The sequence below is a fragment of the Providencia sp. 2023EL-00965 genome (genome assembly GCF_033550225.1).
Taxonomy (GTDB): domain Bacteria; phylum Pseudomonadota; class Gammaproteobacteria; order Enterobacterales; family Enterobacteriaceae; genus Providencia; species Providencia manganoxydans.
Genome location: NZ_JAWUEH010000013.1, coordinates 1 through 23,252, shown reverse-complemented (window position 1 = coordinate 23,252; position 23,252 = coordinate 1). Strand labels below are relative to the sequence as shown.

Below are 23,252 nucleotides of genomic sequence, written 5' to 3'. Positions count from 1 at the left end.
CATCTCGAATTATTTAGAGTATAAAATGTAGCCTCTATTGATAAAATTATTCTTAGCAAGTGCTGTGCCATAAATACAAAATAGCGTATAAATAATTAAAATTATTTAAAATCATTAGGATATGATTGTTTTTACTTTTGTGACCGAGTAAAGGGTTTTCAATCAAAGCAGATGAATGTTTCATTGAAATGGTGTTAATGTTTCTTGGTGTTTCATTTGAAACGTCATGGTTAAATAAGGATCACTTATGCAAAAACCCATTATTTGGACGGTATCAGTATCACGATTGTTTACACTATTTCGCGATATTAGCCCTGAATTTAGTGCTCAGGCAGATATCACGCCACTAAATATTGGTTTTGAGCAAGCCGCAACAGAAGTTCGTGAAAGGCTGAAAACGGGTCATTGTGATGCGATCATTAGTGCAGGCTCGAATGGCGCTTATTTAAAAAGCCATGTTTCAGTACCTGTGATTATTGTTAAAGTCAGCGGTTTTGATATTATGCAAGCTCTTGCTCAAGCAAGAGAAATTAGCCATAAAGTAGGTATTATTAATTACCAGAAAATTATTCCTTCACTCGATGAATTTCAAAAAAACTTTGGCTTACGTATAGAGCAGCGTAGTTACATTACCGCAGAAGATGCGCGAGCACAGTTGAAATCACTGAAAGCAATGGGGATCAACGTTGTTGTCGGGGCTGGACTCATTATGGATTTAGCCCAAGAGCTAGGGATGACGGGGATCTTTATTTATTCAACTGAAACCATCCGTCAGGCGTTTTATGATGCCATTGAGCTGAGCCGTATTTCATACGATCAGAAAACAACGCCTATTGGTTATTTACCTGAAAATAGTACTAAGATCCGCCATACCATTAATGACCTTATTGGCGCCTCACCACTGATGGAATCTGTGCGTCAAAATATAATGTTATATGCGCGCTCAGAGGCGACAGTGCTGATCCAAGGCGAAAGTGGTACAGGTAAAGAGATGGTCGCTCAAGCGATACATCATGAGTATTGCTTATTTAATCAGCATAAAAGAAATAAAGCCCCCATGCCATTCGTGGCCGTCAATTGTGGAGCAATCCCTGAAAACTTACTGGAAGCAGAGTTGTTCGGTTATGAAGAAGGCGCTTTTACAGGCTCGCGGCGTGGCGGACGAGCCGGTTTGTTCGAGATGGCAAATGGCGGAACCCTATTTTTAGATGAAATCGGTGAAATGCCCTTAGTATTGCAAACTCGCTTATTAAGAGTATTAGAGGAAATGACGGTCGTACGTATTGGTGGCTATCGACCATTGCAGGTCAATGTGCGTGTCATTTGTGCAACCCATTGTGATTTAGATAGCTGGGTTAAAGAAGGACGCTTTCGAGCAGATTTATTTTATCGGCTAGGTGTGTTACGTATGCAAGTTCCTTCATTGCATCAACGGGGAGATGATATATTTATGTTAGCGGAAAGGCTGTTAAAACTCGCTTTCGCGGGGCTACAGCAATCCCTACCGGCTTTTCGGGTTCAGCAATTATTTAGCTGTCATGGATTTTTCAGGCAATATTCATGGCCGGGTAATGTTAGGGAATTACGTAACTTAATGGAGCGAGTCGCATTATTCTGTAGTGCTTACCCAGAAAAATCTATCACTCAAGAATTATTAGAAAATTTATCACCTGAACGTAAAACGACAACCCATGACGTTATGCAAATCAATCCTCTTGATGCCTCTTTAACAGAAGTGATGGATTATTTTAAAGGTGATAGACAAGCTGCGGCTCAGTATTTAGGTATTAGTCGTACCACATTATGGCGTCGTTTAAAGCAGCAAAAGAGTAAAAATTAATTTTCAGCCATTTAATTAAAAATAAATGATATTCAATTTAAAAAATGAACGAAAGGGAATATTTATCCTAATAACTTGTACAGCAGAACCAAGGTAATAGCAGAATATTGTAAGAAACTATTTATTAGCACACTTCTAATAAAGAATGGATGTTAGTGATGTTTAAAAAATATTCAAACGATTGCTGCGGTAGTGTTTTTTAACGAATTGTTTTTTAAACGCTTTTCTTGTTCTTTCTATCATTCTAAAAAATAGCACATTACTAAAAAACAGTGATTTTTCTCACATAAATATTTTTACTAGTGAGCATTAGTTTTTCTCATTTTAATTTAGCCAATTAAAGTTCTATATTGCCGGCAAATTAGTCCTATCGTTTATTTTTATATCTGCACTAGTCGCCGGACTGAGTTGCTGTTTTTCAGCTCAGTGTTGCCGCACAGCCCCCCGATGAAGATGCAGCGCATTTAATTTTTTTATTAGCGGGAGAGTAGGTCGTGAAACAGGCCTCTACAATAATGCGCAAACAAGACAGTACTTTTGTACCTGTCGCTGGTTTAACTATTTTTGCAATCGCTTCGGGGTATTTGATGAGCCTGATCCCATTATCAATGGGTGGCTTTAATATCGATACCAGCTACGCAGGATGGCTTGCAAGTGCTTACTATATTGGCTTATTAATTGGCTCAATGATGATTGAGCCTGTGATCGCTAAAATAGGGCACCGCCTTTCATTTATTGTCTTTTTATTAATGCTTGCAGCAACAGTCGTGGTGTTGCCGTGGGCAGCAACAATAGCTGCTTGGCTACCAAATCGTTTAATTGCCGGTATTGCGGTTGCAGGGATTTTTGTTGTTGTTGAATCATGGTTATTGATTGGTGATAACGCTAAAGAAAGAGCAAAACGTCTTAGCTTTTATATGACATCACTGTATGGCGGTACCACCCTCGGGCAATTAGCCATCGGAGCAATTGGTACTCAAGGCGTTTACCCATTTATGGTGGTATTAGGTTTATTATTACTGGCCGTTTTACCGCCGTTGCTGCTTCGTCAAGGTCAGCCTGCTTGTGATTCTCACAAAAAGTTGTCTTTGAAAAAGATTGCCCGTTTAAGTAAGCCAGCCATGATTGGTTGTATGACTTCAGGGATTTTGATGGGAACCATTTATGGTTTAATGCCGTTATCGCTTAAAAATGGCCCATTTACCACTCAGCAAGTCGGTGTATTGATGGCATCGATTATTTTGGGTGGTATGTTGATTCAGCCTGTGATCAGCAAGCTATCCGTTATGATGAGCAAAACTCTGTTATTGGCCATGGTTTCATTGTTGGGGGTATTTGCGATGGGGATTGTCTATATCTCTGAAGATTACCTTGTGATGATAATTGCTTTGGCGCTGTTAGGGATGTCATCTTTTGCATTGTACCCAATTGCGATCACCTTAGCTTGTGATAGCCTTGAATCATCGTATATTGTTGCGGCGACACAAGTAATGCTATTTAGCTATAGTATCGGTTCTGCGGTTGGTCCGTTGGTGGCGGGAACATTCTTAGAGCAACACAATGGTTTAATTAACTTCTTCTTTATCGTATTGACAGTCACCACGATTTATATGTTGATTGCGAGTGTACGTCGTAAAGCAGGCGTATTAGCTAATTAGTTATTTGTAGTTAAAGAACATGCCGTGTTACTTCATATTTATTGGGTAAACACGGCATGTTTATTTCTATATCCATCAAGCTTGAAACTGTAGCGTTTTATGTTGAGGAACTAGGCTTGCTGGTTCTTAGCGCTTGAATTATTGAACATATAGGCTATTTTTTCTTGCTAGTAAACGATGCAGTGGCGAATACTCCCTCTATTTCAATATTATCCGTTAAACCAGTGATACGTTGCTCCCACATTTCACCTAATCTGAAATCCCACGATAACGGCTGAATAGGGAAACGTCCTGCATTTGGTGTGAAAGTCATTTCACTAAAATAGAGTGTGTTATCGGTCATTAAAAAATCAGCTCGGCAATAGTCAAATGGACTAGTGAGTTTTTGTGCAAGCCGTAACATTTCTTGAAACAAATTTGGTTCGGCAACGTCTTTAGGTGTGTTTGGAAAATCAACCACAATAGGTTGTAGTAACCAATCAGTATCATAAATATTGGCGTACATATTTCCCTTTGTATCGATGAAATTAATTTCAGCATACATAGGTTTGCCTGAAAAGCAGTGAATGCGGCAGGTTTCTATGGCTAATTGTTTATCTCTATGTGTTGATAAATCGATATATTCTTCGCAAATTATTTTTGCTTTAATATCTTTATAATGACGTTCACGGGTGATGTAATACAAATTTCTCGTCATGTGGCGTGAAAGTTTATGTTTGGCTTTTTGTAAATCAAATGTTGTTTTATTTGTACAAATAATACTACTACCACTGTCATGATTACACTTTAATACAAAGCGCTCGGGTAGTTTATCAATATTGATCTCATTAACATTGTTATAGGCGGCTAAAATTGGTACTAAATATTGTTCGCCTATTTTTCGTGTCACATATTCACGAGCCGTGAGTTTATCAGCAAGCTGTGTATATAGCGGATTTTTATCATATATCATACGGTGATTCACTTTCTCATTAAAACTTTTAGGTACTTCAATATTAGGGGTGTAACCTAGTTTTTTCCTAAATTTATTAGTGAGATAGAGTTTATCGCTGATGACTAAAGTGCGTAGTTTTTTGAGTAAATATTCGACTTTTTTCATATGAGTCGCCTAACCATTCTTTATGTTATTATTTAATAAAATTTTAAAAACTTAAAATTGCTCAGGAATTATATTTAGGTAAACATAAATAGATATTAAATATGGAGGGTATTGTTAAATTGTCTGATTTTTTATTTTTCTATATTTTCTATCTTAAGTGATATTTTTATTAAACAGATAATAAACAACCTTTATATTAGCAGGGTAATTAAATCCTATATTTGTTTGTTTTTATATCAATATTCGTCAGTTTATTTTATAAATGTGCACAAGGATGCCAAGACTATCTGATAGTAACAGTCGAACGCTAAGTTAACCTTAAGGAATTATTTAATTTTTAGATCATTAGTTAGCTAACTAATAGCCACTCATCTATATTTATTGATGTAAAGTTAATCAAATGTATGATGAGGTATATGTAGTGAACGATAACCCACTGTCCCAACCTTACTTGTTACTGCTTGATATCCATAGCCCCGCCATTGTTGAATATCACAAATCTACAGGCCAAATACATAACCTTCTTGAAGGGCTTGGTGGCACGCCTGATGGGATTACCGTTGATCCTGAAAACCGTTTAATTTATTGGAGCAACATGGGGGAAGATTTTGAAGCCGATGATGGCTCTATCAATGTGATCAACTTTAATGGTACTAATCGAAAAGTATTAGTCAGTCACGGGAGAATTCGTACACCAAAACAATTACAACTTGATCGAATTAACCAACGATTATATTGGTGCGATAGAGAAGGCGGAAAAGTTTCATCATGTAATGTTGATGGTAGTGATTTACAGACACATGTTGAGCGGCCTAGGGATCCTCAAGGTAAAGTCGACATACTCGACCAGTGTGTTGGTATTACCGTGGATATTGAGAACAATTGGCTATACTGGACACAAAAAGGCATGTCAAAAGGCAATCAAGGTCGTTTGTTTAGAGCGCCACTACGACCAACAGTGAATACTGAACCTACTCATCGACAGGATATTGAGCTACTACTCGACAAATTACCTGAACCTATTGATTTGTTACTGGATGGGGAAGAACATATTCTCTATTGGACAGATCGCGGTGGCGAACCGAATGGTAATAGCTTGAATAAAGCAGATATTACTGAAAACGGTTTGAGCAATCATCAGGTGATTTGTCGCGGTTTCAATGAAGCGATCGGTTTAACTTATGATAAGTCCGCTCAGGTAATGTATGTTACTGATCTACTCGGTGGAGTATATCAAATCGCCTTGAGTACAGGAGAGGTTAAGACGTTGTATCAAGGCAACGGATATACAGGGATAACGCAATATTCAGCATAAAATCAGTGAGATGTACTATTTCGGCACTTCACCCATTTTACGTAAAAAGCGGATTTGAGCATCCAGTAATTGCCGGTAGCTAATACAACGATAAGGCAGATCATATTGTTTGGCTAACCGAGCAATAATGGCGGCTAACGCGGGGTAATGGCGATGGTGCCAACCGGGAAATAAATGGTGGGTAAGATGGTAGTTTAGCCCACCAGTCAAGCGCCATAACCATTTGGGTGAGGGCAACCAATCACAAGCAGTCACAAAATTGTGATAATACCAACCATGAGGCATTTGCTGGTTATTCGGTGCCTCAAAAAACGCCGTTTCAGCCCAATGTGTACCAAGCAATAAATAAACGACAAATAAAGAAGCGACCATTTGACTCGCTAGGTAAGTGAGTAAGATAGTCATGATGTCTATACCATGGAGGTGTGCAACCCATAAAGGTAGCCCAAGCATCAGTAACAGATGGCATATTTTACTACCTAAAAATAATGCCCAACCCAATTTACCTTCTAGTACTTTCCGCGATTTAAGTGGCGTTTTTCCCGTTCTATCAGACCAATCAAATACTAATGCAATCCATGTAAGCGAGAACGATGCGACGATTGGCCAATAAACATGTTGATACTTCATCATTGGACGCCAGTTTTGAAAGGGTGTTTGCCTAAAAATACCATTTTCCTCGGTATCTAAATCGTAATGTTCAATATTGGCATAGCGGTGATGAAAATAGACATGGCGGACTCGCCAAAACTCAGGCTCTAGCCCTAGTGGCAGCGTGACTAAACGGCCAAAAATACGATTTAGCCACGTTTGCTTAAACAAAGTATTGTGACAAGCATCGTGCTGGCCTAATACATTCAACAGCATGATGAGTAACACAAAGCCAACATAGCCAGCAATATACACAACCGTTGAAGATGTTAGCAATGTAGGAATATAACAGATGATAGCAAGGACTATCATGCTGATAATCAGAAAAATATCTTTCTTGCTTGCATATACATGATCGTTTTTACTATTGAGATAGTTATGGCTCGCTTGTTTTAATGCATCATGAAAAGCGTGCTCATTAGCGTGTGTAAAATGCAATTCGTTCAGTTGTGTGCTCATCGTTTTATATTTTTTTGATAAAATGCGTCATTTATTATGCCTCAATCAATCCTTGCAACAAAGGATCTACTTTTTCTAATCGCATCAATTCATCATCTTATAATGTTAAGACATTGATAAAGGTCATCTTCTGGTTTCTCAACGTCCCGATACATGGCGGTCATCTCTAATGTACAGGTATATCTAAACAGGCCAATGTCAAAACGCATTGCATTGCTTAATTTTATAGTTCCGATAGGGAGAAGCAGCGCTAGCTAAGTTAGTACTTGCTTCAAAAATTTTTCTGTTTCTAGAAGTGGTTCGCTGAAATACGATAACAGTCTTTCAATTTCGAATGCTAAGTCGCTCGCAATAGATGCTCAAATAACATTTCAGCAGGCATAATAGTATTTTTTAGCCTAACAAACTGATTCTTTTTAACTGCTGCTAATAATGATGAAAATAGCCATTGAACACCTGCGCTAAATACAACATAAGGGCGGAAATATGTTTATTCATTATTTTGCTTATTTGAAAAGCATTTAACTGAAAGCCTAGTTCTGGTTAATATTTGTGGTGAATTATTGTCATTAATAAATATATTCAATTATTCAAGAATATTATTAATGCCTTTAAGATAGTAGTGCTTATACTCGTCATACTTCAAGTTAGAGCGTTGTTGACTATGTTCATTCGTGACTCATTACATACTTATGTATGCTCCTAGCTGCATCTTGAATTATTTAGAGTAGATATTCTCATTAATGATTTAAAAACATTGAGTTAAATATATCGCTTCACAGATAAAGGAAACACGACAGATAAGGTTAATCATAGTAGTAAATATTATGTTTTTTTTATAGTGGTGACTTGGTGTTTTTATGGCTTTATTCTATTATTTCTAATAAGTCATCTTTTTATGATGTGTTTGTTTTTAGCTAGCTCGTTTTCTAGCTTTTACTAACATTTAAGGCTGTTAACTCAACTTATACTTATTATTGATATTAATTCAATTAAGTGTCAGTGGGATGGGGGCTCACTTATGTTAAACAAATCGTTAGTAACTTATTGTGTACTATCGCTATTATTGGTTTTTAGCGTAAATATCGCTTTTGCTGTAACCGTTAATGGTGGAGCCATACATTTTTCTGGTTCAATCGTGAATGCAGGTTGTGCTGTGAGTGCATCGTCGAATAATCAAAATGTGGATATGGGAGAATATCGCTCGGCATTGTTTACAGCTGTGGGGGTTCGCTCAAACTCTGTCCTTTTTAATATCGAGTTAGAAGATTGTGATAGTACAGTATCGACTCAAGTATCAACTGCATTTAGTGGTACCGTCGACAGCGTCGATCCTACGGTATTAGCAATCAGTAATACTGCCGGTGGTGCTTCTGGTTCTGCTTCGGGTATTGGAATTGAAATCTCAGATAAGACAGGAACTGTTATCAAGCCCAATGGTACTCAGTTTTCCACAGCTCAAACATTGATTAATGGAACTAACATCTTGAGTTTTTCCGCTCGCTATAAAGCAACAGCGGCGAGTGTTACTCCTGGTGGCGCCGATGCCGATGTAACTTTTAGTTTGCAGTATAACTAACGATAGGATGTTATAGGGAAAACGTTGATGGTTTTAAGAGCAATGTACTTCATCTTTCATTGAATTATTTATTCCTAAGTTGGCGATATAGATAAAGTTTTCATTGCTGTACTAGAAATGCTGCTACTTTAATCATTGAATAAAATAACTATATTATTTTTAAATAAAAATAAAAGGGAGTCGTGAATATGCGATTTAAGCAAGGCTTGTTTGGATTACTTGCCAGCACAGCCCTATTTATCCCATTATTATCTCATGCTGGCGGAATTGCATTGGGGGCAACTCGTATTATTTATCTAGCCAGTGCTAAACAAGTCTCGTTTTCAATTAATAACAGTGATAAAAATAATCTATTTCTTGTGCAAACATGGATCGAAAATAGTGAAGGGAAAAAAACAGATGACTTTATTGTCACTCCCCCTTTATTTGTCAGTAAACCACAGAGTGAAAATACATTACGGATTATATACAGTAATGGAATGTTACCTAATGATAGAGAAACACTTTATTGGTTAAACAGTAAAGCAATCCCTTCCATAGATAAAAATAAAATTGAAGGCAAGAACATATTGCAAATCGCGGTGTTAGCCCGTATTAAGCTATTTGTTCGCCCTGATGCACTGCTTGAAAAATCAGCAGATTCAGCTTCGATACTTAAATTCAAGCGCAGCGGTAATACTCTGCATATTCATAATCCTTCCCCTTTTTATGTCACATTAATCAATATGACAATAGGAGGGGAGCCTTTAAGTATCAAAAATATTATGGTAGCTCCAAAATCGAGCTCAGAAGTGTCGTTACTTAATCGCTCAGCAGGACTATTTACCTACCAGACCATAAATGACTATGGAGGCAGTACGCCTGTAGTGAGCGTCGAGGTGAATTAATTCAATTGATAGCAAGATGAAGGCAAACTAAAGCTGTATTGCAATCATTACTTACGGATATTCAGTGAAAATACTGACCTCGGAGTAAGTTATGCAATATTTTAAGCAGCAAATATCGGCTAAGAAAAATTATCTTTGGATGAAATTGTCGAGTTTGTTTCATTTTACGGTTATGAGTAGTCTATTGTTAGGCTCAGAGGAACTGTTTGCTGATGTCTATTTCAACCCAAGTTTTTTATCTGGCAATGTTGCTAGTGTGGCAGATCTCTCCCGTTTTGAAAAAGGAGAACAACCAGCGGGCATCTATCGTGTCGAGATTTATCTTAATAATGAATATATAGCAACGCAAGATATTCGTTTTAATATAGCCAATATTCACCATTCGCCCAATATGGATAGCACAGGATTGGTTCCTTGTTTAAACCAAAAATGGTTAGAACAACAAAATATAAAGGTTGAGGTTATTTCAAATATAAAAACATTAGCAAAAGGTCAATGCATCGATTTAACGGCTACGTTAAATAAAGTCGAAACGCGCTTTGATTTTGAACGTCAAAAACTGTATATGAGTATTCCCCAAGCGGCCTTTAAAAACAATATTCGAGGTTATATTCCACCAGAGCAATGGGATGATGGAATTAATGCGCTGTTGTTGGATTATAATCTTTCTGCAAGTCACCGATTAGGCTCTCAGCTTGGTGTTGGGAGAAATAGTTATTATCTTAATATGAATAATCGTGTGAATATTGGAGCTTGGCGTTTTCATCATCGCAGTTCATGGAATCAAAGTGATGGGGGAAGTGAGTGGAGTAATACCAGCACCTATGCGCAGCGCACAATTATTGCATTGAGAAGTTCATTAATATTGGGTGATAATTTTACGAGTAGTGATGTTTTTGACAGTGTTGGCTTTCGTGGGGCTCAGCTATCCAGTGACGATAGCATGTTGCCTGATAGTCTACGAGGCTTTGCGCCATCAATACACAGTTTTGCCAACCGTAGTGCTCAAGTAACTATCAGACAAAATGGTTATGTTATCTATCAAACACATGTTCCTCCCGGTGCTTTTGAAATAGGTGATCTTTATCCGATATCGACCAGCGGTGAATTTCAAGTGACAGTGAAAGAAGATAATGGTGTCACTCAACAGTTTATGGTGCCATATTCATCATTGCCAATTTTACAGCGCGATGGGCGATTCAAATATTCACTGACTGCTGGACAATTTCGTTCAGCGTCCGAATTGCAAAATGAAAATAACTTCTTACAAGGGATATTAATGTGGGGGCTGCCCAGTGGTATGACTTTATTTGGTGGCACACAATTATCAAATCGCTATCAAGCGCTTGCTCTGGGTATCGGACAAAATATAGGTGTGTGGGGGGCTTTGTCGATAGATGTGACTCAGGCAAAAAGCTTCTTAGCGGATGATAGCCATCGCCGAGGTGAGTCCTTACGCCTTCTTTATACGAAGTCACTAAATAATCTAGGCATGAATATTCAATTACAGGGCACCTATTATTTAACTCAAGGATTCTATACGTTGAGTGAAGCCAGTTATAAGGATATGCAAGGCTACAATCTTGAGGTTCCACAAAATACGATGATATTAGAGCCTGAAATTTCTAATTACCATAATTTGTACTACAGCAAAAAACAGCGAGTTCAAGCTAATATTAATCAACAGATTGGTACATATGGTTCATTGTATTTGGCAGGAAGTTGGCAAACTTATTGGCAAACAGAAGACAGTGAGCAATTCTATCAAATTGGTTATAACGGTAATTGGAATAACCTAAGCTATGGTGTCTATTGGTCTTTTAATCAAAGTACAGGGCAGCAAAAAGCAGATAAACGTTTTATGTTTACCGTATCGTTTCCATTGAGCACGTGGTTGAGTAGCAGTAATAGGGTAACAGATATTGGCTATTCAAAAAATTCTGCGCATGCGATTTATTCAATTACCAGAGATGCTAAGGGCAAAAGTACTCAATTGACTGGGATCCACGGCACGTTACTGAATGACAATAATTTAAGCTATAACATTCAGCAAGGGTACAGTAATCAAAATGAAGGGGCGTTTGGCTCTGCCAATCTTAGTTATCAAGGCTCGTATAATAATAGCAGTGTGGGATACAACTATAGTCAAGATTGGCAGCAAGTTAATTACGGTTTTAGTGGAGCAATGGTTATTCATGCAGATGGTCTCACATTAAGTCGGCCTTTGGGAGAGACTAATGCTTTGGTCAAAGCCGAGGGTGCAGATGATGTGGTAGTACAAAATAGCGTTGGAATTCGTACTAATGACCGAGGATATGCGATTGTGCCACATATGACAGCTTATCGTAGCAACCGTATAGCATTGGATGCAGCGACATTCAAAGACAATGTAGAGCTTGGTAATACCGTACTCAATGTGATCCCGACTCAAGGCGCTTTGGTTATGGCTACTTTTGATACCCATATTGGAATAAGAGCTCGATTTAGGTTAACGAGGCCAAATGGGCTTTCGGTACCATTTGGTTCTCTGGCGAGTGACGATATGGGAAATCTTGGAATTGTTGATGAAAATGGATTGGTTTTTATGTCTGGTTTAGCTCCGCAGGGGAATTTAAAGATCAGTTGGGGAAAAGATATCTCACAGCAGTGCATCGCAGCATATTTTTTAAGAAAAGAAACTGAAAAACGGGGTATTTGGTATACAAAAGCACAGTGCCAATGAGGGGAGGAGGATTTTTTCCTTGTTGTATCTTCACGGGTACCTTTAATTGAGGCCTGTTGGGGTAATTATGCGAAAACTGATTATTACATTGTTAGTTATTTTATTTTCAATAGAAATACAGGCAGTGACATGTCTATCAGGATGTAATGATGTTACCGCGACATTAACGACATCGTTAAAAGCAGGGGAAAATAAAGTTGGGGCAATTTACTCAAGTAGTCCTGTGAAATTAAATGCTTATACAATGACTGTTAATCAAAATAATGAGGGGGGGTATTTAAATATATGGTTTGTTTTTGCAGGGGGAGCGGTGCCTGTGTCAGGAACAAAACCGCAGAGTTGGGTATTTCATCCAATTAATGATTATATTTCAGTTGGAATAAAGTTTAGTGATGGTTGTTCTATCGCATATGTTCCTTTTAATATTCAAAATTTATATCCAGGTTCATGTGTTATTTACAGTTATAGTCCAAATACTTTTACATGGTGGCCTGAAACAACCTATGATACGGCGATCCGTATAGATAAACCTTTGGTTGGGGGAACTTATCGGACGAATATTTTAGTTGGTGAAAGAGGGGTTTGTTCATCAAACACACAAACTTGTCAGGCGAAAACACTGACATTGTTCCACCTATATTTAAATTTGAATATTACGGTAGTTGAATCTTGTAGTTTTAATGGTGGGCAGGTTATTGATGTAGATTTTGGGAATATTTCCAGTTCAGAGTTTAAGAACGCAGGCGAAAAACCGAATGGAGTCAATGAAATTGTGCGTACGATTAATATTCAATGTGACAATGTTGGCGCTGGCAGCGCAATGACGCTTCGCCTGCAAGCAGATAATGTTTCTGGTAATGCGGTTGTTTCAAATAATAGTGATGTGGGATTTGTTGTAGCAAATTCTGATGGTAATCCATTGATCCCCAATAATACATCGAGTTATATACCATTTACGCTCGACAGCGCTCAGAGCGCGATAGCAACTTTACGCATTTACCCTATTAGTATCACAGGGAAACAGCCAGTGGAAGGAACGGTGACATCTCAAGCTTATATACGTGTAGATTTTCCTTAATCCAAATAAGGTGATGATATGGGGATGATAACACTCTATTTAATCCGTTTTATAAAAGTGAGTTGCAAAATAAGGCAAATGTTAATGTTAGGAGTAGTCTACATTCCGCTGTCTCGGGGGGATGTTGGGATCACAAACTTATATATGCGTGCCACAATCGTCTCCAGCACCTGTACTGTGAGTATTGGAACTTTGAATCAAACAGTTAATTTAGGTTCATGGACGATAAAGCAATTTACAGCAACAGCGGAGCCTGCTACTTCAGCGGTTCGCTTTACTTTTAATTTAGAAGATTGTGGTTCGATCGCTTCAGGAGTGAAAGTGACTTTCAATGGCACTGTAGACAGTAATAATAGTAGTTTATTTAAATTGGATCCTACGAGTACTGCATCACATGTGGGCGTAGCTATTTTGGATCGGAATAAGACTCGCATTTCGCCAGGAACGGCGAGTATTGCCTATCCCCTTGAGGCTGGCCAGAAAAGTGCAACGCTTGTTTTTTATGCACAATATGTTTCTACGAGGGGAACAATTGTCGCAGGTTCTGCTAATACCGATGTGACTTTTAGTATGGAATATTTGTAATTTATTGACATGCTATTTTTAGTTTGCGGAAATGAGTTAAGTTAGAGAATAATGAAGCGATTATTGGATTAGCAGTATCTAGAAAAAGTTATGTATTACTCGTTAAATGCCGTTTAAAGTAGCCCCTATTATGGGGCATTAATATTACAATTAGTCTTTTTGTTTTGGGTCATCACCAAACTTGTTAGGTCCTACATCGCCTTTAAAGAACATAGCAAAAACAAGAATGAATCCTAAATATGGAATAAATTGAATTAATACTAACTATCCAGAATAACCGATGTCATGCAGTCGTCTAACTGTAAGTACTGTTGTATATGTAGCACCAAAAATTAAATAAGCAAATGCGAGGATAATTAGAGTATCATCGAATAATTCACCCCGAGGAAAGTGAAATCTACCCGTATAATTTAAAATATAGATGCTTAGGTTGATTAGAGGAATGTTGAATATTTGAAAAGACCAATAATCCCATCTAGTAGCTCGACCTTTAAGGCTAAATGATGTTTTCAGAAAATGAAGGATTGTAGTAAGCATAGAGCCTCATAGATATAAAAATATAAGTTAATTTTATAAAATAGACCGACTAGAAAAATTAATATAAATGATGGTTTTATAATAAGACTAGAAAAAAATAATCATGCAAAAAAGTAAACAATATTATTGGGATTTTCATTAGTATCATTAATAAAACTCATCCTAATCAGAGAGTAGGTGATAAAATTTATCGAGTATAACGTCTAATATTATTTGTATCTAGCTTTTATAAAAGTGAGTATGGCTATTTTCAATAATATCCAAATACTTATTTATACGTTAGTTTTTAATTGAAAAAGTTAGATGAGGAAGTATATAGATTGGATAATGATATGTAAATTATAGTAATGTAAGATTTTATTAAAGTGAATATGATAGGGCTGGTAATTATATTGGAATATGAAAGTCTGAAATGTACTTTCAATTTTCAATAGTCATTATTTTCTTTTGAGGAGGCGATAGTTATTGACAAAGATAAATAATATACCTGAGGTTTTACTCTGTTAGTGATGATGCTGTTTGTCTACTTTAAAAGCAAGTTATTATAACAAAATCAGTTGGATTAAAATCCAAATAGTGAGTATTTTGAAATTTACCGATTCAGGTGTGAAAGGCGAAAACATTTGTTGTCAAAATGGCCTAAGCGATATTACTTAGGATGGTTAGGATATTTAAATATAGTGCTCCTGTAGTTAAACTAATCATATCAGAACTTGTCATTAAATTTTTGACACTTTAAAAAGGAAGGGGATATACGTATGCCAGATAAATTAGAGTGATGGGCGTAAATTTTACACGGTTTGTAATTTGAGATAGTCATGCACTGTCTTTTGATATTATAGCGAATACCAAACATCCTGATTTATGGAGATATACTGATACTGCTAGCAGACAATTTTGACTAATTGGTGAAGTGCAACATAAATAACAAGTCTACTATCTAGATAGGTGATTAAAGATAACTAAAAATTCCATTTAAATTGGATATATATAATGACATTGACTGTATTTGAGATAGTTCCGGTATTCAAATTGGTCAAAAAATGATGATATAAGGTAAATTTAAAGCAGAGGATATTTTTTTAGGTAGAATATACTATGAAAATTAAAATACTGGTTACATCATTATTGCTGTTTTTTTTACCATTATCTTCTTTGGCGGGCACCAAAGCCTATAAATGCGATAAGAAAATATATAATCTTGAAAAACAATTAAAATATGCCAAGGACTACGGTAATACATATAGAGTACAAGCTCTGGAACGTGCGATATCAAACGTAAAATCTAATTGTTATGATCATTATTCGGGAGCAACTGGGCCAACGAGATTGTATGACCATTACTCGGGAGCAACTGGGCCAACTAGGTTGTATGATAATAACTCAAGGGAGAGATTACTTGAATTGGAGTTAAAAGAATTGAAGGAAATTATTGAAGAGCTAAAAAATATTGACTAGTTTTAGTGTTCAATAGGCGTTAGATTTTATGTATGAAAGTTTATATTATGGTAACCGTTTCTGGCAGTGAATATTATTGATGAAGGAACGCGTGAGTGCTTGGCAATTGAAGTCGATACTTCGTTGCCTGCAAACCGAATTATCAATGTGCTCTACATAAAACGATTTTTGAACAAATGATGAAAAAAATATTCCTATCACTTGTTATATTATTTGCATTTTCTTGTATCCCTAACGTCAGTATTGCTGATGCAGATCTGGATATAGAGGAAGGTATAAAAATTGAAACAATCCCACAGCCATACTCTGAAAGTGACTTGTATGGTTATTGGATTGATGTAAATAATACACAAGAAATAAAAATTCTCAAAATGATGAGTTTGGCTCCAAATGGTACTGCTGTTGATTCATTGCGGATCCAAGTTGGTGATAATGTAGAAGAAATAAAGCAAGACTCTACGTGGAAATTTGACGTAAAATCCAGCATATTAATGCAAAAAATCACTAAGATTACCTACAAAATTAATGGGAAAATAGAGCCAAAAAATTTCGGTGATATAGAGCCTGTAAAAGTATCAGTTATAATTCAGAAAAGAGGTAAGGATATCTTTATGGGGCTTGCTCGTGATGATGGAACATTAGAGATTTACCAAAAAATCACAGCTGAAATACGAGACGAAATTCACAAGAAAGCACAAGAAAATACTCAGAAATGAAATTCCATATTACTCTCTAGTTGTATCAGCCAGCTAATATGCATAATTAGTATCATCTAAATTATCACTACATCAAAATAACCATTTTCATATGTGGTAGTGTCCACTTTCCCTAAAATAAGATAGTTATAATTAGACTTTCTGCACTGGCGGGAGTTGAACCCGAGTCCGTAATTTTTTAATTTATTGATTATAAAATATTTTTTTATTTCACCTCAATCATTGTCCACTTCCCATTAATTGAGACACATCAAACTAGAATTTTCTAACTGTTTACGATATACCTCCGGTGGGAGGTGATTTAAACTTTCATGGGTTCGGTTAAGGTTATAATCTTGTTGCCAAAACCACACCATTTCTCGAACTTGGCTTAATGACTTAAATAAATACGCCTTTAAAAATTCACGGCGAAACGAGCCATTAAAACGTTCGATAAAGCCATTTTGTTGCGGTTTACCCGGTTGAATATGGCACAGTAAAACTTGGTTATTCTCACAATAATTCAATAGATTAACTGAGATTAATTCAGGACCATTATCGACTCGAATTTGTTTCGGCAATCCTCTTTCAGTTTTTAAACGCTCAAGCACTCTGATAACGCGCTCCGCGGGTAACGATGTATCAACCTCAATCGCCAAACATTCACGCGTTCCTTCATCAATAATATTGAGTGTTCTGAAGCGCTTACCACAATATAAACTGTCGTGCATAAAATCCAATGCCCATTGAATATTCGGGACTTTCTCTATGACTAATGGCCTTTTTTCACGCTTCGGAAGCACTTTTTTAACCCGTCGTTTCAGATTTAATCCTAAGCGACAATAAACGCGATAAACTTGTTTATGATTAAAAGGATAACCTTGAAATCTCAGTCGAAAATAGCATTTCCAGAATCCCGACTGTGGAGTTTTCGCTAAAACGGATTGTATGGCATCGATGACGATTTTATCTTTCTCGTGCCAATTTTGAGTCTTTCGATAAAACGAAGCGCGAGCTAGCGATGTTAGTTTACACGCTTTAATGACTGATAAACCCGCAGCCTTTAACGACTGAGCACAGGACTTTTTCTCAGCCATTACCAACCCTTTTTTGCGAAAAGCTCCTTCATTGCATGATTTTCAAGGCTAACTTCTGCAAACATTTTTTTTAGCTTGGTATTTTCGTCTTCAAGCTCTTTTAATCGTTTAACATCATTAGCTTCCATACCACCGTACTTTGATTTCCAGTTATAGTAAGTCGCGTTGCTGATCCCATTTTGACGGCAAATATCTTCGACTTTCATACCAGAGTCAGCGAGTTTTAAAATATTAACGATTTGAGTTTCAGTAAAACGGGCTTTTTTCATCATGACCTCTGCAAATTAAAGGGCAGAAATCATGATGAAGAAAGTGCTGCCGGAGTCTGAATTAAGCTTGTATGGCATTGATTTTAAACTAATAAAACCTAATTCGACTTTTAGCTTGGGCCTAAAGTTTATTTTACTATTTTTGTGATGTGGGCTAAAAAAGTAGTTTGCTATTCTAACATGGTTGGTTAGTGATACGAGCAATAAAATTTGATGGTTTGATTTATGAGAAGGGCAGACGCTGATGACCAAGTTTAAGTGTCGACTTTGTTTTGTATGCTAATGGCACTGATTTGGCACTTATTAAAACTCCACCGCTTTAGCGAGATACCACAAAAATATTCGATTAGGCGAAAGTTCTATTTATATCAGCATCGATATTCAGTGGGAATTACCATCAGACAAGGCAAAACCTTTTGATTATTACCATAGATTATACGATGAAGGAACGCTAATATAATTATTGGGGATAAACAAGCAGTGAGTATCAATGCCGTAGTTGAAGCGAGTAAAAGCGCTTAGAATTAAGTTGAGAAAAAATGAAATTACTGAATAAAAAGTATTACAACCTCGAACCTAACGTTGGGTACCTTAAGGACTCATTTATTTTAGGGCTAGCATGGAAAAAAACGGATATTTTTGTAAGAACTCACAATTGGTATGCAGATCTTTTAGCACTAGATAAGTGTGCGTTTAATATTAGTAATGAAGTCACGCATTGGTCAGTAAATGTTGCAAAGAACAAGCCATCCAAAAATAATATTGAATTGATACCGGCTCCCAAAGGAGCAAACTGGTTCTTTAATGAAGGGAAGTGGACTACTAATAAAAATGATAGAAAGCTAAGGCCTTTGGCTAATATATCTATTAGGGATCAGTCTGTTGCTACAGCAATATTGATGTGTCTTGCTGATGCGATAGAAACGAGACAGAAAAACTGTTCATTGAGCAATCTTGGTTATGCTGAGCATGTAAAGAACAAAGTTGTAAGTTACGGGAATAGGCTTATCTGTGATTGGGACAATGAAAGGGCCAGATTTCGTTGGGGAGGAAGCGAGTATTATAGAAAGTACTCTACCGATTATCGAAGCTTTCTACAAAGGCCTATCTATATGGGCAGGGAAGCTATAAATAAAGTTAGTGAAATTGATGATGTTTATATTGTTAGTTTGGATCTAAAAAATTTTTTCGGTTCTATAAAAATAAATCTTCTGTTAGAAAAAATTAAAGAAATATCTTCTAACTACTACGGCTCTAACTTCAAAGATGATGATAAGTTTTGGGATGTTGCTAGTTGGATTTTAAATTGGAAGTGGCCTGAAGAGTCTTTATATTTACTTGAGAGTTTGGATTTAAAAGAAAAAAATGTTGGACTTCCCCAGGGGTTAGCGTCTGCTGGAGCTCTGGCAAATGCATATCTCATTGAGTTTGATGAATCTTTAATTTCAATGCTTCGTACTAAGATAGAAGGTAGCCAAATTATTCTGCATGATTATTGCCGATATGTTGATGATATTAGATTGGTGATTTCTGGAGGGGCACTAACAAATGACAAAATTAAGGAATCCATTCATGGATTAGTTCAGGGTATTCTCGATAAAACATTGAAGCAAAATGCGTCAGATAGTGAGCCATACTTAAAACTGAATGATGAAAAAACCAATATTACTGAGCTTTCAGATATTGATAATGGAAGCGGCCTTACAAATCAACTCAATGAAATTCAGTATGAAATAGGAGCTTCGAGTATCCCAGAGCGTAACGGACTCGATAATAATATACCAGCACTTCAACGGTTATTGCTGACTGAACAAGATAATTTTTCAGATGATATTGAGGCTTTATTTCCTGAGTTTAACAATGATAAATCGATTAAGGCAGAATCTGTACGTAGATTTTCTGCCCATAGGCTGGAAACGAGTTTGGCTAAAAAAAACAAGCTAATCTCACCAGAAGAGCGAAAGCAATTTGATAATGAATCTGCATTAATTGCAAAAAAACTATTAAAATCCTGGTTAAAAGATCCTTCGAATATGGTTATTTTTCGCAAAGCGATAGCCATAAGTCCTAATCTAGATGCTTATAGCACTATTCTTGAAATTATTTTTTCAAGAATACGGTCTAATCGTGACAAATGTGATAAATATATCATGTTATATATTCTTTCTGATATATTTCGTAGTGTCGTTGATATCTATCGCAACTTACATCCAGAAAATGTTGCTGACTATCAAAAATTGATGGGCGAAGTTACATCATTTGCTCAAAAGCTACTTTCTTGTAAATCTGATATTCCGAACTATGCATATCAGCAAGCACTATTTTATCTTACGGTAATCAACAAGCCGTTTATAGCTAGTAAGAAAGCTTCCTCTAACCTTACTAAGCTCCAAAGCGTTTTAAGTAAACAGCATTTAGACCCATTAAATAGTAGCGATGGTTATCTATTTGAATTATCTGCTCAGATTGGTAATGACTACCAAGCAAATGCTGCTTTTCTACTTTCTCATATAAGTGATAAAGAAGCACTAGATTCAATTATCGAGAGATTTGCTTTCCGTGGTGGTGAATTTTGGAATGCCATTTGGAAAGAAATTGTTAGGACGAAAGATAAAAATAGGATTAACAAATTTAGATGGGCAATATCAAAATGTGAGTCAAAACCAAATAGTTCGGAGCACTATCTTTCATCAGTGATCAGTTTCAAGGAAAACCCATTTAGATATGAACATGCGCTTCTCAAGCTAGGTATAGCATTAGTTGAACTTATTGATGATACAGAGCAAAACGTATGGCAACCTAAAGGTAAGCAGTATTCCCCACATGAAATAAAAGTAAAATTAGATGGTAATTTAACCTCATGGGGTAAATTATGGCATCCAAATGTTAGAATTTCATGCTCGATAGATAAAAACGGTAAACCTGGTAAAGACCCACGATATGTAAGCCCTAAATGGTTGGCAAATTATCCACAAACCCAAAATGATGAACAAAAACTCTATTGGGTTTGCAGTGTGCTAAGAAGTGCTGCTTTAGGTAATGTAGATTATACCCAAAGAAATGATTTAAGACTTAACACAGCTAAGTATGATGGTATCCATTCTCAGTTTTACAAGCGACGTATGGGAATGTTACATACACCAGAGTCAATTATTGGCTCATATGGAACTATAACTGATTGGTTTGCAAGCTTTCTTCAGCATGGATTGCAATGGCCCGGTTTTGCTTCTTCATATATAAATCAAGAAGATATATTATCAATTACCAGCCTAAGTGAGTTTAAAAAATGTATGTTGGAAAGGCTCGGTTACTTAGAAACGCAAATATGCATTTCATCAAATGTTCCAGCTTTACCAACTGTTGTCAGCAGGCCTGAGTTAGCATCTAACCATTTTAGAATTGTTACTGTTCAGCAATTATTTCCTAAAGATAATAATTTTCATCCTTCTGACGTGACTTTGGATCATCCCGATGTGCGTTGGAGGCATAGAGAGCATCTTGCAGAAATCTGTAAGCTAACAGAGCAAACTTTAAATGCAAAACTTAAAACGGAGTCGAGGGGTCATACAAGCACAGCTGATCTGATCGTTTTTTCTGAGTTGGCAGTTCACCCGGAAGATGAAGATATAGTTAGAGCGCTGGCATTTAGAACCAAAGCCATCATTTTTTGCGGCTTTGTCTTCTGCGAACAAGATAGTCGAATAGTTAACAAAGCTCGTTGGATTATTCCAAACTTTTCAGAGTCTGGGACCCAATGGCGTGTCCGTGATCAGGGGAAACATCATATGACCAGTGATGAAGTAGCTCTTGGTGTTCAAGGATATAGGCCATCCCAACATATTATTTCAATTGAGGGGCACCCTGAAGGGCCATTTAAATTAACTGGTGCGATTTGCTACGATGCAACAGATATAAAGCTTGCGGCAGATCTGCGAGATTTGACTGACATGTTTGTCATTTCAGCATACAACAAAGATGTAGACACATTTGATAATATGGCTTCAGCATTACAATGGCATATGTATCAGCATATTGTTATTACGAATACGGGAGAGTATGGAGGTTCAACTATGCAAGCCCCGTATAAAGAGAAATATCATAAATTGATTTCTCATGCTCATGGGACTGGTCAAATAGCGATTAGTACTGCTGATATAGATTTAGCCGCGTTTAGGAGAAAACTAAAAATATATAGAAAGACTAAAACCCAGCCTGCTGGATTTAACCGAAAACATTAAGAGAACATATGGATACATTAGTTAAGTTAGCTACTATTGCTTCGCCATTAATTAGTGGTGGAGTAGCTATTTGGGCGATTTTAGTTGCCAAAAAGACCATCAATGAAAATAAAGAAATTGCTAAGAAAAGTATTGCAGATACGGCTTACCAAGCATATTTGCAATTAGCTATGGAGAATCCAAAATTTTCAAAGGGTTATAGTGCAGATTCTAGACTGGAGCGAGATCCTGTATATGATCAATATGTTTGGTACGTGGCTAGAATGATGTTCTGCTTTGAGCAAATCATTGAGGTGGAAGGAAATTTAAAGGATAGCTCTTGGGAAAATACATTGAAAAAACATTTGAAATTTCATTCTGAACATTTTAAGAAAACTAAAGTTGTCGAGGAGGCACTCTATATTGCCCCAATTTTGGAACTTATCAAATGTACGGTTAAGCAAGAGCTATAGCTATAGGAATGTATTTCACACAATAAGCCCACTGGAAAAATATACATCCCAAGATAGTTTTTGGGATTGTGCTTCCAGAGGGCGGTAAATGTCATTAATAGTTGTTAGCCCCACTGGGGCTATGAACCATTTTGTGGGACGGATTGTACATTGCGTGATAAATTTGGTATATCGGCCTTGACTTCAGCTCCTCACTCAAAGCCGACAAAACAAAAATGGCAGATCTTTCAATCTGCCACACGTTTCTTTGATAGATAGCTAAAAAACTATTATTTTCCCCCCCTGCCACCGACATCTTCGCCAACTCTGGATTATTGGCCTGAAAGATAGATAGCGGTAATTCAACCTTACGCCCGTTCTGATCTTCCACCGCTTTAACCACTTCAAATTCAGCAACATCCTCACACGGAATTTCCAATCCTGCAAACGTGGCTCGGGTTGCGCTAGAATCGCCAAAAGGTTCTGTCCACTTCCCCTAAAATAAGACAGCTATAATTAGATTTTCAGCCCTAACCATTGCAGAGGTCATGATGAAAAAAGCCCGTTTTACTGAAACTCAAATCGTTAATATTTTAAAACTCGCTGACTCTGGTATGAAAGTCGAAGATATTTGCCGTCAAAATGGGATCAGCA

General features: G+C 36.8%; 17 protein-coding genes and 2 pseudogenes. 14 read left to right on the top strand and 5 right to left on the bottom strand.

Features of this window, described 5'->3' with window-relative positions:
- Positions 1-247 precede the first annotated feature (247 nt).
- The gene (gene prpR, locus SC428_RS15875) at positions 248-1,840 is read left to right on the top strand and encodes a propionate catabolism operon regulatory protein PrpR (RefSeq protein ID WP_318708753.1); all 1,593 of its coding nucleotides are present in this window, start codon (positions 248-250) and stop codon (positions 1,838-1,840) included.
- 515 nt (positions 1,841-2,355) lie between these two features.
- On the top strand, positions 2,356-3,498 hold the full coding sequence (locus SC428_RS15870; protein ID WP_070928766.1) for an MFS transporter: 1,143 nt from the start codon (positions 2,356-2,358) through the stop codon (positions 3,496-3,498).
- Between the two features lie 154 nt (positions 3,499-3,652).
- On the opposite strand, the gene SC428_RS15865 is transcribed toward SC428_RS15870, so the two are convergent.
- Positions 3,653-4,597 carry an ATP-grasp fold amidoligase family protein gene (locus SC428_RS15865; RefSeq protein WP_070928767.1) on the bottom strand — a complete coding sequence of 315 codons (945 nt, stop codon included), beginning with the start codon at positions 4,595-4,597 and terminating at the stop codon, positions 3,653-3,655.
- Between the two features lie 421 nt (positions 4,598-5,018).
- Between SC428_RS15865 and SC428_RS15860 the strand changes: the two genes are divergently transcribed.
- A complete protein-coding gene (locus SC428_RS15860; RefSeq protein WP_318708749.1) occupies positions 5,019-5,912 on the top strand; it encodes a hypothetical protein in 894 nt (297 codons plus the stop codon).
- 15 nt (positions 5,913-5,927) lie between these two features.
- Here SC428_RS15860 and SC428_RS15855 read toward each other — a convergent pair whose 3' ends face one another.
- The gene (locus tag SC428_RS15855; protein WP_272581238.1) at positions 5,928-7,022 is read right to left on the bottom strand and encodes a fatty acid desaturase family protein; all 1,095 of its coding nucleotides are present in this window, start codon (positions 7,020-7,022) and stop codon (positions 5,928-5,930) included.
- 1,021 nt (positions 7,023-8,043) lie between these two features.
- Here SC428_RS15855 and fimA point away from each other — a divergent pair.
- The 5 genes from fimA (at position 8,044) to SC428_RS15830 (ending at position 13,873) form a co-directional block, all read left to right on the top strand.
- The gene (gene fimA / locus SC428_RS15850; protein WP_283125675.1) at positions 8,044-8,601 is read left to right on the top strand and encodes a type 1 fimbrial major subunit FimA; all 558 of its coding nucleotides are present in this window, start codon (positions 8,044-8,046) and stop codon (positions 8,599-8,601) included.
- A 188-nt stretch (positions 8,602-8,789) separates the two neighbouring features.
- Entirely contained in the window at positions 8,790-9,488 is a 699-nt protein-coding gene (locus tag SC428_RS15845; protein ID WP_318708744.1) for a fimbria/pilus periplasmic chaperone, read from the top strand.
- Between the two features lie 91 nt (positions 9,489-9,579).
- On the top strand, positions 9,580-12,210 hold the full coding sequence (locus SC428_RS15840) for a fimbrial biogenesis usher protein (RefSeq protein ID WP_318708741.1): 2,631 nt from the start codon (positions 9,580-9,582) through the stop codon (positions 12,208-12,210).
- A gap of 67 nt (positions 12,211-12,277) precedes the next feature.
- Positions 12,278-13,288: a fimbrial protein gene (locus SC428_RS15835; RefSeq protein ID WP_070929952.1), complete on the top strand. Its 1,011-nt coding sequence runs from the start codon at positions 12,278-12,280 to the stop codon at positions 13,286-13,288.
- A gap of 84 nt (positions 13,289-13,372) precedes the next feature.
- The gene (locus tag SC428_RS15830; RefSeq protein WP_318708734.1) at positions 13,373-13,873 is read left to right on the top strand and encodes a fimbrial protein; all 501 of its coding nucleotides are present in this window, start codon (positions 13,373-13,375) and stop codon (positions 13,871-13,873) included.
- 264 nt (positions 13,874-14,137) lie between these two features.
- Here the strand turns inward: SC428_RS15830 and SC428_RS22205 are convergent, their stop codons facing one another.
- The gene (locus tag SC428_RS22205; protein WP_369468869.1) at positions 14,138-14,410 is read right to left on the bottom strand and encodes a DUF805 domain-containing protein; all 273 of its coding nucleotides are present in this window, start codon (positions 14,408-14,410) and stop codon (positions 14,138-14,140) included.
- Positions 14,411-15,508: 1,098 nt separating this feature from the next.
- Between SC428_RS22205 and SC428_RS15825 the strand changes: the two genes are divergently transcribed.
- The 3 genes and pseudogenes from SC428_RS15825 to SC428_RS15815 all read left to right on the top strand — a co-directional run bounded on the left by SC428_RS15825 (position 15,509) and on the right by SC428_RS15815 (position 16,584).
- A complete protein-coding gene (locus SC428_RS15825; protein ID WP_070929954.1) occupies positions 15,509-15,868 on the top strand; it encodes a DUF1090 family protein in 360 nt (119 codons plus the stop codon).
- Positions 15,869-15,884: 16 nt separating this feature from the next.
- Positions 15,885-16,021, top strand: a pseudogene (locus SC428_RS15820) (IS3 family transposase); the annotation flags it as partial.
- A 26-nt stretch (positions 16,022-16,047) separates the two neighbouring features.
- On the top strand, positions 16,048-16,584 hold the full coding sequence (locus tag SC428_RS15815; RefSeq protein WP_070929955.1) for a hypothetical protein: 537 nt from the start codon (positions 16,048-16,050) through the stop codon (positions 16,582-16,584).
- A 236-nt stretch (positions 16,585-16,820) separates the two neighbouring features.
- Here the strand turns inward: SC428_RS15815 and SC428_RS15810 are convergent.
- A protein-coding gene (locus SC428_RS15810) for an IS3 family transposase (protein ID WP_318708725.1) occupies positions 16,821-17,929 on the bottom strand; the annotation gives its coding sequence in 2 pieces (ribosomal slippage) (positions 16,821-17,677 and positions 17,677-17,929; 1,110 coding nt in all).
- Positions 17,930-18,468: 539 nt separating this feature from the next.
- Between SC428_RS15810 and SC428_RS15805 the strand changes: the two genes are divergently transcribed.
- Complete coding sequence (locus SC428_RS15805; protein WP_318708722.1) at positions 18,469-22,167, top strand: RNA-directed DNA polymerase; 3,699 nt, start codon at positions 18,469-18,471, stop codon at positions 22,165-22,167.
- Positions 22,168-22,175: 8 nt separating this feature from the next.
- A complete protein-coding gene (locus tag SC428_RS15800) occupies positions 22,176-22,619 on the top strand; it encodes a restriction endonuclease (protein ID WP_318708719.1) in 444 nt (147 codons plus the stop codon).
- Between the two features lie 280 nt (positions 22,620-22,899).
- Here SC428_RS15800 and SC428_RS15795 read toward each other — a convergent pair.
- Positions 22,900-23,082 (bottom strand): annotated as a pseudogene (locus tag SC428_RS15795) (IrmA family protein); the annotation flags it as partial.
- Between the two features lie 67 nt (positions 23,083-23,149).
- Here SC428_RS15795 and SC428_RS15790 point away from each other — a divergent pair.
- A partial coding sequence (locus SC428_RS15790) for a transposase (RefSeq protein ID WP_141173693.1) occupies positions 23,150-23,252 on the top strand: 103 nt, incomplete at its 3' end.

Coding starts and splice junctions, on each gene's coding strand:
- fimA (WP_283125675.1), top strand. CDS start 8,044: ATGTTAAACAAATCGTTAGTAACTTATTGTGTACTATCGCTATTATTG.
- SC428_RS15805 (WP_318708722.1), top strand. CDS start 18,469: ATGAAATTACTGAATAAAAAGTATTACAACCTCGAACCTAACGTTGGG.
- SC428_RS15870 (WP_070928766.1), top strand. CDS start 2,356: ATGCGCAAACAAGACAGTACTTTTGTACCTGTCGCTGGTTTAACTATT.
- SC428_RS22205 (WP_369468869.1), bottom strand. CDS start 14,410: ATGCTTACTACAATCCTTCATTTTCTGAAAACATCATTTAGCCTTAAA.
- SC428_RS15845 (WP_318708744.1), top strand. CDS start 8,790: ATGCGATTTAAGCAAGGCTTGTTTGGATTACTTGCCAGCACAGCCCTA.
- SC428_RS15865 (WP_070928767.1), bottom strand. CDS start 4,597: ATGAAAAAAGTCGAATATTTACTCAAAAAACTACGCACTTTAGTCATC.
- SC428_RS15840 (WP_318708741.1), top strand. CDS start 9,580: ATGCAATATTTTAAGCAGCAAATATCGGCTAAGAAAAATTATCTTTGG.
- SC428_RS15800 (WP_318708719.1), top strand. CDS start 22,176: ATGGATACATTAGTTAAGTTAGCTACTATTGCTTCGCCATTAATTAGT.
- prpR (WP_318708753.1), top strand. CDS start 248: ATGCAAAAACCCATTATTTGGACGGTATCAGTATCACGATTGTTTACA.
- SC428_RS15830 (WP_318708734.1), top strand. CDS start 13,373: ATGTTAGGAGTAGTCTACATTCCGCTGTCTCGGGGGGATGTTGGGATC.
- SC428_RS15835 (WP_070929952.1), top strand. CDS start 12,278: ATGCGAAAACTGATTATTACATTGTTAGTTATTTTATTTTCAATAGAA.
- SC428_RS15815 (WP_070929955.1), top strand. CDS start 16,048: ATGAAAAAAATATTCCTATCACTTGTTATATTATTTGCATTTTCTTGT.
- SC428_RS15825 (WP_070929954.1), top strand. CDS start 15,509: ATGAAAATTAAAATACTGGTTACATCATTATTGCTGTTTTTTTTACCA.
- SC428_RS15855 (WP_272581238.1), bottom strand. CDS start 7,022: ATGAGCACACAACTGAACGAATTGCATTTTACACACGCTAATGAGCAC.